At 58.1% G+C, this 13,694-nt stretch carries 11 protein-coding genes; 4 read left to right on the top strand and 7 right to left on the bottom strand.

Features of this window, described 5'->3' with window-relative positions:
* Positions 1-67: 67 nt before the first annotated feature.
* The gene (gene bcsN, locus AKG12_RS12395) at positions 68-970 is read right to left on the bottom strand and encodes a cellulose biosynthesis protein BcsN (RefSeq protein ID WP_052819081.1); all 903 of its coding nucleotides are present in this window, start codon (positions 968-970) and stop codon (positions 68-70) included.
* A gap of 432 nt (positions 971-1,402) precedes the next feature.
* Here bcsN and AKG12_RS12390 point away from each other — a divergent pair, with 432 nt between their 5' ends.
* Entirely contained in the window at positions 1,403-2,587 is a 1,185-nt protein-coding gene (locus tag AKG12_RS12390) for an AGE family epimerase/isomerase (protein ID WP_052819016.1), read from the top strand.
* A gap of 52 nt (positions 2,588-2,639) precedes the next feature.
* On the opposite strand, the gene AKG12_RS12385 is transcribed toward AKG12_RS12390, so the two are convergent.
* The 5 genes from AKG12_RS12385 to AKG12_RS12365 are packed head-to-tail and all read right to left on the bottom strand — an operon-like array spanning position 2,640 to position 8,070.
* Positions 2,640-3,602, bottom strand: coding sequence for a glycoside hydrolase family 26 protein (locus AKG12_RS12385; protein ID WP_052819015.1), 963 nt, complete (start codon positions 3,600-3,602; stop codon positions 2,640-2,642).
* Between the two features lie 13 nt (positions 3,603-3,615).
* Complete coding sequence (locus tag AKG12_RS12380) at positions 3,616-4,119, bottom strand: DUF995 domain-containing protein (RefSeq protein ID WP_046801331.1); 504 nt, start codon at positions 4,117-4,119, stop codon at positions 3,616-3,618.
* 15 nt (positions 4,120-4,134) lie between these two features.
* A complete protein-coding gene (locus AKG12_RS12375; protein ID WP_052819014.1) occupies positions 4,135-6,066 on the bottom strand; it encodes a glycosyltransferase family 2 protein in 1,932 nt (643 codons plus the stop codon).
* Entirely contained in the window at positions 6,063-7,046 is a 984-nt protein-coding gene (galE, locus tag AKG12_RS12370) for a UDP-glucose 4-epimerase GalE (protein ID WP_052819013.1), read from the bottom strand. The genes AKG12_RS12375 and galE overlap by 4 nt, the downstream gene beginning before the upstream one ends.
* Position 7,047: 1 nt before the next feature.
* The gene (locus tag AKG12_RS12365) at positions 7,048-8,070 is read right to left on the bottom strand and encodes a UDP-glucuronic acid decarboxylase family protein (RefSeq protein WP_052819012.1); all 1,023 of its coding nucleotides are present in this window, start codon (positions 8,068-8,070) and stop codon (positions 7,048-7,050) included.
* 396 nt (positions 8,071-8,466) lie between these two features.
* Here AKG12_RS12365 and AKG12_RS12360 point away from each other — a divergent pair, with 396 nt between their 5' ends.
* Complete coding sequence (locus tag AKG12_RS12360) at positions 8,467-8,817, top strand: hypothetical protein (protein ID WP_046801335.1); 351 nt, start codon at positions 8,467-8,469, stop codon at positions 8,815-8,817.
* A 59-nt stretch (positions 8,818-8,876) separates the two neighbouring features.
* On the opposite strand, the gene AKG12_RS12355 is transcribed toward AKG12_RS12360, so the two are convergent.
* Positions 8,877-9,647, bottom strand: coding sequence for a helix-turn-helix transcriptional regulator (locus tag AKG12_RS12355; protein WP_046801336.1), 771 nt, complete (start codon positions 9,645-9,647; stop codon positions 8,877-8,879).
* A gap of 908 nt (positions 9,648-10,555) precedes the next feature.
* Here AKG12_RS12355 and AKG12_RS12350 point away from each other — a divergent pair.
* Together AKG12_RS12350 and AKG12_RS12345 are read left to right on the top strand one after the other, a co-directional pair.
* The gene (locus tag AKG12_RS12350; RefSeq protein ID WP_046801337.1) at positions 10,556-11,515 is read left to right on the top strand and encodes a hypothetical protein; all 960 of its coding nucleotides are present in this window, start codon (positions 10,556-10,558) and stop codon (positions 11,513-11,515) included.
* Between the two features lie 149 nt (positions 11,516-11,664).
* Positions 11,665-13,683: a hypothetical protein gene (locus AKG12_RS12345; protein ID WP_052819011.1), complete on the top strand. Its 2,019-nt coding sequence runs from the start codon at positions 11,665-11,667 to the stop codon at positions 13,681-13,683.
* The last annotated feature ends 11 nt before the right edge of the window (positions 13,684-13,694 follow it).

The following is a 13,694-nucleotide window of genomic DNA, read 5'->3' as shown; positions in this document are numbered from 1 at the left end:
CCAGAAACTTTCCGTTCTCGTCGCCATCCGGAATTTCGGCCCGGAATTTCCGCTTTATTCCCGGTGATCATCTGCATCCCTGGGCCGCCCCCGAACCAGCCAGGCATGCTGGCGAGGGAATGGACACCTGCGGAACCTGCGATGGCTGCTCGCCGCTCCTTGCCGTTCCGCTCTCAGCGCGCTGGCTCATTGCTGCTGGTCGTGCAGGTTGAACGGGCGCGCCAGCCGATGCGGGTGACGGAATACTGACAGCAGCAACGGGCGGCAGCGGCTGTGGTTCCGGCTGCACCGGCGGTGCAACGGCAGCCGTGCGGCGAACGGGCCGGGGCGGCACGCTGGCAGTCACTTCGCCGCCGGGCCGCATCGGCACATCATCCGTTTTCATGGGATAGACCGGATCGCCCGGCCGTCCGAGATTTTTATCCACCGCCTGCGGCGTGCCGTAAGGGTTCCAGCTTGGCGAGGCGTAGGTGCCGGTGATCGTGTAATTATACATGACCGCCAGCAGCCGCTCGACGCTTGCGCCCGACTGACAAAGGCGCAGACGCACCTTGATGCGGCCGAGATTGCGGAAATCCTGCCGCATGCTTTCCGGCGAGCGTATATCCTGCCAGCCATAAAGGCAGGTATCTTCGCCACGGCCGCTGCCGGCGGCATAGGAAAACGCGCCATAACCATTCTGCAGGTAATTTGCCGACATGGCGATGTTTTGACCCGGAAACTCGGAACGGATTTCCCGCGCGACGGAGGCCGCCCGGAAACCGCTGAAACCAAGAGCGTCGCGATCGGTATCGCCGGCCTGCTGCGGGCCGAAAAACTCCGCCTTGATGTAGTTCTGCCCGGGCGTGGCAGCCTCGGATCGCAATATGATCTGTTGCGCCACCGCATTGGAATAGGTTTGGTTGACCACGGTGACGATTTCCGGTCCACCAGGTGGCGGGAAAACCAGCGCTTCGGACGGAGACAACATCTGTGCGCCCCCGAACGAGCGAACGCCCGCGGGAGTATTGCAGCCCGAAAGAACCACAATGGAGAACAGCAATGAAGTATAGGCAGAAAATCTCACTGCCTTGTGCCCCTCTATTTCCCCAACGCCACGCAGATCAGAAAGAGGCCGAATCACTAATGACGAGACCATTGCTACGAAATACGTGAGGACTACGAATAAGCAATCTCAAATTTTCATTGTAATTTCTGACACTTTATGGATTCCGAATCACCGTTGACGCACTATTTGCCACACAGGACTGTGGAACCAATCGCCTTGATGTGGGTTGGCTCAGCGTGAGGTCGATGATTTTACGGTTGCAGCGCAATATGTCCCATGGTCTACTTGCTTCCATATTCACGTATTTTTATTGACCTATTTTTTAATTCAACTGTAAAAACAGAGAGTTGACGTATGACAGTGCAATTTCCGAGTGCCGCTCAGGCGCTTGCCGAAGAAATCGGGACATTACGGAAATGGCTGGATGAGGATGCACTGCCCTTGTGGTGGGAGGCGGGTTCGGCCCGCCCCGACGGCGGCTTTTACGAACGTCTCGGCCAGGATGCCAAGCCGGTTTTTTCCGATGACCGCCGTGCCCGGGTTCAGCCGCGTCAGGCCTATTGTTTCGCCGCCGCCGGCCAGCACGGCTGGCAGGGGCCATGGAAAGACGCGCTCCTGCATGGCCTCGGCTGGTTCGAAAAAGTCTATCGTCTCGACAACGGTCTTTACGGCAACCTCGCCGACCAGACCGGCAGACTGATCGATCCGTCCTTCGATCTCTACAATCAGGCCTTTGCGCTTTTCGCCGCCGCCCAGACCGCCGCAAGCCTTCCCGAACGCAAGGACGAGATGCGCGGCCGGGCGCTGGATATTCTTGCCATCCTCAAGCGCGACTACAAACATCCCGTCGCCGGTTTCGAGGAGGAAAACCCGCCGCGCACGCCGCTCTGTTCCAATCCGCATATGCATTTGTTCGAGGCGATGCTGGCCTGGGAGGTGCAGGATCCGGATGGTCCGTGGACGGCTTTGGCTGACGAGATCGCCGATCTGGCGCTGACCCGCTTCATCGATGGCGGCAATGGTGGCTTGCGCGAATTTTTCGAGCATGACTGGACGCCGCATAAGAGCGACAAGGGCCGGATCATGGAGCCGGGCCACCAGTTCGAATGGGCATGGCTTCTGGTGCGCTGGGGTAGCCTGCGCCGGAATGGCGAGGCGATCGACAAGGCAAAACGGCTGTTTGCGATCGGCGAAGAGCATGGCATCTGCCCGCGCCGCAAGGTGGCGGTGATGAGCCTCTACGACGATTTTTCGGTGCATGACGGGTTGGCGCGGCTGTGGCCGCAGACGGAATGGCTGAAAGCGGCGGTGCGCCTTGCCAGCGTCACCTCAGGCGAGGAACGGCAGCGTTACCTTGCCTCCGGCGTGCGGGCCATCGGTGCGCTGCAGCCATTCCTTGACACGCCGGTGAAGGGTCTCTGGTTCGACAAATGGCCGGCCGACAGGCCGATGCTCGACGAGCCGGCACCGGCCAGCACCTTTTATCACATCGTCTGCGCCATCTATGAGGCTGAGGCCGTGCTGGCGGTCAGCGGATAATGTCCGGGCGGGCGAGCGGGCCGGGCGTCCGCTCGGCCCGCTCCGGCCTCAATCAAGCCTTGGCCGGACGCACCACGCGCCAGTCGGGCTTGCCGAGATTGTGCGGCCAGGGGTGCACATCCTTGTCGTTGAAATAGACGACCTCTTCCAGCTTCGGAAAATCCGCCTGTTTCAGCGTCACGTCGTTCATCCAGGGACGGACATAGGAATCGCCGCCTTCATAACCAAGTTCGGCGACCCAGACCGGCCGGTTGAAGGTTTCAACAAGTCCGTATCCCTTGCGCAGCAGATCGGAGAAGGTCTTCGGTCCGCCATATTCGATCTTGTCGTAATCTTCGAGACCGAAGACCGAAAGGCCGACGAGATCGGCATAGTTATCGCCGGGATAATAAGCCTTAAGGCCATCAAGCCCCTTGGGCGACCACATCACCTTGACGCCGGGAACCGCCCTGCGGGTCATGTCCACCATGCGTTTATAGGCCGTGATATAGTCCCGCGGGTTCCAGCCGGACCACGAGAAGCGGCCGGACGTGTCTTCCATTTCCTGTCCCCAGCGCAGGATCAGCGGGCTTTTCATCGCCGACATGCGTGCGGCTATCGCCTGCATGTTCTTGTCGTAGTCGCCTCCCAGCACCTTGCGGCGCAATTCATCGGAGGTGAGCCGCCAGTTGACGTCCCATGACCAGGGTTCGACGGTGATCAGCACATTGCGCTTGCGCTCCAGGGCATAGGCGTCCGCGAGCGCGAGACTGTCGAGATCCACGTCTTCCCAGGGAAGGAACAGATGTTCCGTCGCCACCCCGGCCTGTCCGGTGAAATCACCGTGCGGATCGTAAGCGCCGAAACGGATACCATCCGCATGCAATGTCGGACGTTTGTCGGCAAGCGTTTTCATGCCCGTGGCGCCCATGGGTGCAACACCCTGCGCATCCAGTTTGAACATGGGGTACATGCTGGCTGAAAAAGCCACGGCAGCCCCGCTTGCGAAGAGAAGTTTTCTTCTTGTTATCTGCATGACACTTTCCTCCCTACCGCGTCGCCGTCATCGCCTTGCCATAGGCGGCGATTTGCGGGGTGACGTCGTCCTTGCGGACAAGTTTCAGGAATTCATCGCCGGGCCTTGGCGGGTTGTGCCGGAACACGTACCACTGGCCGCCCTGCTTGCGCTGGTAGAGCACCTTGCCGATGCGGCCATGGTCGAAGCAGGTATCGGCCTTGCCGCTTCCATTATCGGCTTTCCAGGTGGCGCGCATGCACAGCGTGCCATTGGCATCGACGGTCCAGATACCCTCACCGACGGATTTTTTGCCTTTTTCTTCCGTCAGGGCGATGAATTTGCGGCCATCGGCAATGAAGCGTCCGCCGCCCGTATCCCATTTCCAGGTCTTGTCGAAGTACATTTCCACGACTTCGCTGGTTCTGAGCGGTTTCGGCGTCTTCGTGCCGCCTGCGGCGTGGACGGCACTGGGCGCGATCACCGCAAGGCAGAGTACGAAAGCGGAGAATCCGCAGTTGCTTATTGTTGTTCTCATCACAGCCTCCTCCTTCTATTGTCCGACCCTATTGTCGGCCAGCATAATTTCTCCGGTTGCCACTGTCGGCGACGGTGCGACGGCCGGTTCCGCCTGCATTTCCCGATAACCGGGCAAGCCCGGCAGGGTGATGCGCAGCTTCACGCGCACCGATCTCGCACCCTCCACACCCGCACCGGCAACCGTAAAGCGCGTTTCGGTGAAGGTGACGTAGGGCTGTCCATGCGACAGGGCTTCGAGGCCGCCAATCGCATGGGAACTCAGTTCCGCAGCGCTGCCGGCGACGAGCAACAGTGAACAGGCGGCAGCGGTCGCGCCGCCGCGCATGGCCGGCAATCGCGGCAGGCCGTTTTCCATTGCGTGGCGAATGAGCAGAAACACGGAAAGTCCCGCATAGATCGCCACATTGATCGCCCCGAAAATGAAGAAGCCTTCCGCTCCGCTATCGCGTGGCGCCAGCACCATGGCGAGAAGGCTCACCGCCGCCAGCACCATGTAGGGCAAGATCACCCGCAGCGGCAGCGGCGGTTTGGCCTGCGTGCCTTTCGGTGTAATGCGGAAATCGACGAAATCACCACGGATCGTGTCGCGTATCGCCGCCAGAACGCCCATCAGCGACCAGGGCCAGCGCAGGAACAGGAACACCATGCCTTCCCAGCTGAAAAGCTTCGCATCATGCGGGCGGAAAGCGCCTGTTGCCCGCCAGAAGAAGGCAAACACGATCATGATCAGCGAAATGGGCAGGAAATGCCCCAGGAACGCCGGATAGGACGCGTTGACCAGCACATGCCCCCGCATCAGGGCGACAGCGGGAAGCACGAACATCAGCGCCATGAAGCCGGAAAACAGCGGATACCAGAGCTGCGAAAACAGGAACTGGAACTTCAGCCGCAAAGGCAGCTTCGGCACATAATGCCGTGAATATTGCAGCAGGATGGTCATCAGGCTGCGCGACCACTGGAATTCCTGCACGATGAGATCGGCAAAGGTCGACGGCCCGTCGCCATGGGCGATGGCGTTGACGGCATGAACGCCGCGCCAGCCACCGGCATTCATCAGAAGCGTAGTGGAATGGTCCTCGGCAAGCTCGGGTCCGAGACCGCCTACCTCACGCAGCGCCTTGGTGCGCACGGCATAATGCGAGCCGATGCAGAGCGGCGCCCAGCTATTGTTGTAACCGAGCTGCAGCGCGCCGTGCAGGCTTGCCTCCGCATAAAGCCTGCCACGCGCGGCCCAGCTTTCTTCGGCATTGGCATCACAGATGCTCGGGGCGGAGACATATCCAACCGACGGATCGGCAAAGGGACGAATGATCTCGCTCAGATAATCCGCTTCCGGCACGTGATCAGCGTCGAATTGAGCGACGAAATCATAACGGTCATAACCGTAGTGATCGTAGAAATAGGCGAGATTGCCTTCCTTGCAGCGGGTGCGGCGCGGCCATGTCTTGCGGTGATAATCAGCGACACCCTTTCGTGTCGAGACGAAAACGCCATGCGCACCACACCAGGCCAGCGTCTGCGCGTCCGGATCTTCATCCGCGAGCCAGACGTCAAATTCCAGCCCCTTCTGTTCCAGCATGGCCAGCAGCGTCTTGCGCACCACGGCGAAAGGCTCCGATGGGGCCTTGGTGACGACCATCGCCACCCGGCCCCTGGGCAAAGGGGAGCGCCGGTCGACGACCCTGGCGTTCAAAAAAATGAAGATGAAATAGGACGGCAGCAGCGTGATCCACGCCAGCGTCAGCGTAACGACGGTATAATAGGGCCAGTCTATCACCCGGTCACGGTCGAGCCACCACACCCAGAAATAGGCAAGCGTCACCAGCCAGCCACCAATGCCCAGACGATAGGCCATGCGGTTCCAGCCGGTGAAGACCGGGAGCATCCGCAATGCGCCTGCGGCGGTACGTGCCGGTTGAACAGAAGGGGTGGAGCGCACCGTCATGACCGCACCTCCAGTCCGAAACCGGGACCGGCCGTGCGAATGATCGTATCGATATCGGAATGTTTCGGCGCAAAGCCGAGCGTCTGCCTCGCCCTTTCAATATCAGCGAACAGTGCCGGCGGATCGCCTTCGCGCCTTGCGCCGAAATGCACCGGCACTTCCTGCCCCGTGACGCGGTGGATCGCCCGGATGATATCGCCAACCGAGGTGCCGTGACCGGAACCGAGATTGACGCGCAGCGTCTCACCGCCATCGGCCAGATAATTGACGGCGGCCACATGGGCATCGGCGAGATCGCTGACATGAATGTAGTCGCGAATGCAGGTGCCGTCCGTCGTATCGTAATCAGCACCGAAGACATCGAGCCGCGGCAACCGCGCCGCAGCCGCCATCAGCGCCCTGGGGATGAGGTGGGTTTCCGGCTCGTGGCGTTCGCAAAGCTCGCCATCCGGGTCGGCACCGGCCGCGTTGAAATACCGCAGCGCCACGAAACGCAGGCCATAGGCCGCGGCGTAATCATCAAGCGCCATTTCGAAAATCAGCTTGGTGCGCCCATAGGGATTGACCGGCATCTGCGCGGTTTCCTCTCGGATCGGCAATTGCGGCGGTACGCCATAGGTGGCGCAGCTGGAGGAAAACACCAGCCCGCCAATATTCTGATCGAGACAGGCATCCAGCAGCGAAAGGCTACCGCCGACATTGTTACGGTAATATTTGCGCGGATCTTCGACGGATTCGCCGACATAGGCATTGGCGGCGCAATGGATGACGAATTCCGGTGAGAATTCCTTGAGCGTGGCCTTCAGCAGGCCACGATCAAGAATGTCGCCCTCGATGAAGGGCCCCCAGCGAACCGCGTCCGCATGGCCGGTCGAGAGATTGTCGTATGCGATGGGCTTGAAGCCGGATTTTGCCAGCGCCTTGCAGATGTGGCTGCCTATGAATCCGGCCCCGCCCGTGACGAGGATTGCGCGGGCCATCTCATACGGCCTCCGCCACTTTCCTGCCGGACAGCAACGCATCGAAATAGACGATGGTTTTTTCCAGTCCGATTTCGAGCGGAACACGCGGTTGCCATCTCAGTTGCTCGTTGGCCCGCGAAATATCCGGGCGGCGCTGCTGCGGATCGTCGATCGCCGCCGGCAGATGCACGATGCGCGAGCGGGAACCCGTCATCCGAATGACGATATCGGCCAGCTGCCGCACCGGAATTTCGCTCGGATTGCCGAGATTGATCGGTCCCGTGCAATCCTTCGGCTTGGCCGAAAAACGCAGGAAACCATCGATCAGGTCATCAACATAGCAGAAGGAGCGCGTCTGGCTGCCATCGCCATAAATGGTGATGTCGGTTCCCTTCAGCGCCTGGACGATGAAGTTGGAAACCACGCGTCCATCATCGGGTCGCATGCGCGGCCCATAGGTGTTGAAGATTCGCCCCACCTTGATATCGACGCCATAAAATCGGTGATAATCGAAAAACAGCGTTTCGGCGCTTCTTTTTCCCTCATCGTAACAAGCTCGCGGCCCGATTGTATTTACATTGCCAAAATAGCTCTCAGGCTGCGGATTGACGAGCGGATCGCCATAGACTTCCGACGTCGAGGACTGCACTACGGTTGCACCGCATCGGCGCGCGACCTCCAGCACATTGACGGCGCCAAGCACATTGGTGAGCAAAGTGCCGACGGGATCGCGCTGGTAATCCGGCGGCGAGGCCGGCGAAGCGAAGTTGAAGATCAGCGAGACGTCGATGTCATAGGGTTTGCGCACGTCGTGCTCGACCAGCAAAAACCGCTTATTGTCCCGTAAATGCTCCACATTCGCCGTCCGTCCGGTCGAGAGATCGTCGAGACAGACCACTTCGTGGCCGCAGGCCAGCAGACGTTCGCAAAGATGGGAACCAAGGAAACCAGCGCCGCCATTGACGAGAACGCGCTGGCCAGGACGCCATTCCGAGTAGATTGTGACGCCATTATCATGCTCGTTGGGAACGAAATTACGCATTACACACTCCTCCCCATGAGGAATCAGCCCGGCTGATTCACCTTGAACTGGATCAAACTCCCGATTGTGCGGTATCTTGAATATCATCCTCCGGTTTTTATTTCTTCTGGAGGTTTTAATATTTCGATTCGATAGTTTTCAACTTTTATGATAGGCGCGGCGAAAAACAGGTCAACTTCATTTTATCGAAATATTACAATTGATTACCCTGAATTACTAAAAATAGCCCTCGATTTAATACTTTTTAACTACGCCTCCATTATGCCTTTCTTATTGAGCATTAGCGCAAGCTTCGCTCAACCAGTCGGGACTATCCTGGTTTTGTAAGGCTCGGTCCACCGGGACAAAACCGCCCGGCAAGATGCGACAGACAGTCGATTTCAGGGGACATACACGATGAATGAAATGCCTTATTCCAAGAGTGGCAAAGCAGCCAGACGCAATCATTTTGCGCTCGTTGCCGCAGCCCTTGCAGCACTCACTTTCGCGACGGCCTCATGCGCCGTGGTCGAAGACGCTGCTTTCATCAAGACCGCATCAGCGGATGCGACGACAATGAAGACGCGGGTTGCTCCAACCAAGGCCTCCTACGGCTACGACAAGACAGGCAATGCAGCTGTGACGCTTGTTGCCGACGCGTCGTCCGAGACACCTTCGATATCGCGACATTCCTATTCCGGTTCTTCTCCCTATATTTGCTCGCCGAGCGGATTTGGCCAGAAGTCCCGCTGCTTCCTGAGACCATAAGTCTCAGGCAGGAACATCGGTGGAAACTGGCGCCCGGGCGGCCTCGGCCTGCCTGACCCTCAGTTCTTCCAGCCGGAGAAGGTAGCGTCGTCGCCCTTGTTGAAGAAGCGCGACGCCGCCTCCGTTCGGTTGCGCACGTTCATCTTCTTATAGATGTTGCGAACGTGAACCTTCACTGTGTTCTCGGACAGATGCAGCCTGTCAGCGATGATCTTGTTTTGCGTACCCTTGCAAAGCAGGTCGAGGATTTGCACCTCACGCGTCGTCAGCGCCGCCATTTCGCCCCTGTTTACTGCAAGGGCGTCGGCGCGGTTGGCGATCACGGCGTTGTTCTGAACGCTCTTGCCGCTGACGGCCTGGGAATAGGGTGTGAGCTTACCGAGAAGAGCCGCGGGAAAATGTTCTCCGCCCTTCATCAAAAGGTCGACCGCCGCCATGAACACGTCAAGCCGCAGATTGAGCGGCAACACGCCATCGATGACGCGCATTCCCACCAGCTGCTTCAGCGGTTCCTCAAACCTGTCGATGGTTTCGACCACCAGTGCGATCGGCGCATCCGGGTGCTTCTCGCGGATTGCCGCAAGAACATTGTGGAGCCGCTCGCCCGACATGCGATATGGCAGCACCAGCCGGACATTGGCGCCGTAGTCGTCATTGATAGTCGCCGACGAAGTAACGCTCACCACCGCGAATGTGGGGAACTTTTTGCCCAGCGCCTCCACGAGGCACTCGGAAAACAGGTCCGGATCCGCTATGATCAATAAAGTTCCATTTATAGGTGAAACGGCGTTTTTTTGTTTTGCCGCATAATCTGAAGTTCCCATGAACATTGACGCCTCCCTAAAGCGCTTACGCATTACATTCTTTTGGTTGTGCGATATGTCGTTCGTCAGGCTACCCTTGAAAACCCAAGGGACATTTGGACCCTGAAGCCATGTCAACTATCATTAATTACCCGTTAATTAAGGAGGCTAATACGAAAAGCTGTGTAAATAAATGGCCCATACGGGTTATTTTTTACATTAGGCATACAAAATTGATTACGGTGATAAAGAATCATTCACTTTGAAATCGCCCGAGGAACAAAAGCGTTGGAAAAGCGTCCGTTCCGGTTTTGCAATCCGAGAAAATATAACTTTTAGTTGAGATCTCTTTGCATACCTACCTGCCGAACGAGCCTCACGGATGTTCCGTTTCGGGATAAAAGCCCCTTCTCTCCGAAATAAACCATGTTTTTCGAAAAGCCGCTTCCTGTAGCCGAAGCTACTGTTTTTTTACGGCGGCAGAGGTGGAAGCGCGCCTGCATTCGCCCTCTCACATATATATTCGGGGGTAAAGGTGCCGATATGGCTAACCCGAATTGATATCTAGGAAGCGCGATTTTTCTGCGGCACAGTCTGACCGTCGCTGAACGGCGGCTGATTGAAAGACAAGCCCGGCCTTTGACGTGTGTTTGCTAAAGCCGGTTCCTTTTCAAGAAAACATGCAAACGAAAAGACGAAAGCCACCGCGCTCCCCTTTGGAGCGAGGAACGGATTTGTGCGCCTTTTTATCGAGTAGCGCACAAGGGCTGAACGAAAAGAGCCCGGTCACGGGCCGATGCCGAACCGCAGATGAGACGTACCGAGTGCATCTGCAAACATCAATCTTTGTACAACACGGAGCAAGCGCGAAAAAATCCCGTTTGAGATGAGAGGGATTTCGAAAGCTGCTCCGAGCTTTTTCGGAGGAAATCGAAATGGGTTACAATCCACAGCCGGCCGGCGACGACATCACCAAGATCGGCGCGCTTGCCGACGGTTTCGCCAACACCTCGACCAATGACGCCAAGGTGGAAGACAGCAATGTCGGCACCGCAAACGGTGAAAACCGCAACAACGACAACAGCGACAACAGCACCAATGTGGATGTTGACGCCAAGGTCGATGTTTCCGCCAATAACGGCGACAATCGCGACAACGACTATGACTGGAGCTATGACAGCAAGTCCTATAGCGATAACGACACGACCACCAAGACCAGCACCGAAACCAACACCGATATCAAGGTCGATTACGACTGGAGCTACGAAAGCAAGTCGTACAGCGACAATGATACCAATGTGAAGACGATCACGGATACGGACACCAAAACGTCCAACTATTCCGACAACGACACCTCCACCAAGACCACGACGACCTCCGACAGCTTCAACTCCGCGGACAGCTACTACAAGTCGGATGACGACTTCGGTAACATCACCGGCGTCAAGGATGTCGGCAATCTCGGCATCGCCGGCGGGGACCTCACCTTCAACCTGGGTGACGACTTCTCCTTCACGCTCGATGTCGACAACATCCTCAACAGCTCGCTTAACGGCGACGGCAATGACACCGGCTTCAGCATGGTGCAGGCCAACCACCTGGCAGACCAGGATCAGGCCTACGACATCAAGATGCAGAATGGCGGTGCGGAAAACCACCTGAGCGCCAATGCCGGCGACGCCTATGGCGCGGAAGGCATGGACGGCAAGGGATGGGACCTCAAGGCCGGCGACGACGCAGCAGGCACCAGCACTGCGGATGCATCGGCAATCCTTGCAAATTCCGGCTTCCATCTGGAACTGGTGCAGGGCGCCAACATGCTCTCCAATGCCGTTGACGTCACGATCACAGGCGGTAACTCGCATGTGTCTGATGTCGGTGAGGATCACTCCTGATACCCACCTCTTGACGAAAAGAGCTGCACCGGCACCCGCCGGTGCAGTTCGCGGTTGAAGGACCAGTCTGCGCAAACGAAGCGCCGCCTCTGAGACGGGTGCCGTGCGCAGCCTCAGGCTCTGCCGCGATGATCAGGGAGGGACCTCCAATGCATATCGACAAGATTTCCGACATGATCGCGCATTTCATCGGCATGTTCGACACGGTGGTCGAGGAAGCGCGTCTGAGAAGCAACTATAGCGAAGGCCCTGCGCATTCCGATCCTGACCGGTTACCGGAGGATGAGGCAGCAAGGCTGCTCGACAAAAACTACGACGTCCCGCTCGAGGATTACGATCCCGGCGTCAAATATCGCTCCGGCTATTACGATTTCGACTACATGCGACCGCATTTCGCCCGCGCTGTCGAATACGACATGCAGCAGCTTGCAAATGCCATCCCGGTCGATATTTCCGGCGCGCATTTCCGTTTTCCCGGCCGCCTTTCCTTTGATGAGCGCGAACTGGTGGTTCATACCGGTCCCGGCTCGGTAGCCGGCCATCTTACGCAGGTCAATATTCTCCAGGACGATGACTATCTGAACATGACGGACGGCCCGAATGTGGCGCGCGACACGACCTTCGTGACCGCGCGCACCGTCGAGTTTTACAACGAAGCCGCCGTCTTCACGCCCTTTTCCACCTTCCAGCGCACCGACAGCTACGACGCCTTGCAGGCGCTCGCCAAATCCGCGCACGACTATATCGAACACGCCCGCGACAATGACGTTACCTCGCTTGGCACCGGTGCGGACCAGGATTTCGTTCTGGCCGGCAATGATATCAACGGTCTTTATATCAATGGCGCGGTGGCCTACGACAAGCCGACGCTCGATGACTTCATGCCGGACCGCGGCATTGCCAAACCCGCCGAGGCACCGGAAAAAAGCGACGTTTCCCTGCATGAGGATAGCCCGGCCGGCAACAGCCTCGACATCGCAGCAGGCGCCAATGTCGTCGCCAACATCGCCACGCTGGTCAATACCGGCGTCATGACCTCTGTCACCGCCGTCATGGGCGATTATCACCAGATCGACGCCATCACCCAAGCCTATATCTACAGCGACCGGGACGAGATTTCTTCCGTCTTCACGCACTCGGAGGATCAGGCGGCAACGGCCGCTTACAACATCGCCAGCTTTCAGCGCAGTGTCTATCCGGGCGCTGAAAATGCCGCAGCTGACAGCCATGAGAGCGGCGAGCCGCCGATATTCCCCACCGCCTGGCGCGTCAGCGTGCTGGAAGGGGATGTGTCCTTCGTCCACTGGATCGAACAATACCAGTTCATCAGCGACAATGACACGATGACCGTCACCACCTCGGGTGCGAGTGTCAGCCTTTTGACGGGCGGCAATGCCGCGCTCAACATCGCCAATTTCCTCGGCATCGGCATGCAGTATGATCTGATCATCGTCGGCGGCAATGTGCTGGACATGAACCTCATCAGCCAGATTGCCGTGCTTTACGACAATGACTGGGCTCGCGCCAATCCCGATGCGCCTGGTGGCGCCACCATTCAATCCGGCAATAACCTGCTCTGGAACGATGCCAGCATTCACAATGTCGGCAGCAATGACCGTTTCGAGACCATGCCGGACTATATGCACCAGACGGTGAACGCGATCAACGAACGCGATCCCAACATGCCGGATGCGCTCGCCCACGACGCCAACTTCGCCGGCTATCAGGGGCTGAACGTCCTTTACATCACCGGCAACCTTTATGATGTCAGCATCATCAAACAGGTGAGCGTGCTCGGCGATTCCGACGACGTGACCCAGGCCGCCGCCAAAGTCCTCGAAAACAACGACAATGCCACGGTCCATATCGATACCGGCAGCAACGCCGTCGTCAATATCGCACAGATCGTCGATTACGACAGCTTCGGCTCGACCACCTATGTCGCGGGCGGCGTTTATTCCGATGCCATCCTGATACAGGGCGGCATCATCGAAAACGACACGTCGCAGCCGACGCAGCACGGCCAGCTGGCAAACGAGGTCATCGCCTTTCTTCACGACGATCCCGCCACCATCCAGAACGAATCCGACGGCGTCATCAATGGCGGCCACGACCTCTCATGGTCCAATGCCCACCCATCCGACGTCATGCAGACGGTCGTTGCGTAACGTCCGGCGAG

Origin of the sequence: Agrobacterium sp. SUL3, from assembly GCF_001263295.1 — a bacterium.
Taxonomy (GTDB): domain Bacteria; phylum Pseudomonadota; class Alphaproteobacteria; order Rhizobiales; family Rhizobiaceae; genus Agrobacterium; species Agrobacterium tomkonis.
Note: the sequence above shows the minus strand (reverse complement) of the source record. Positions and strands in the feature narration are given on the sequence as shown.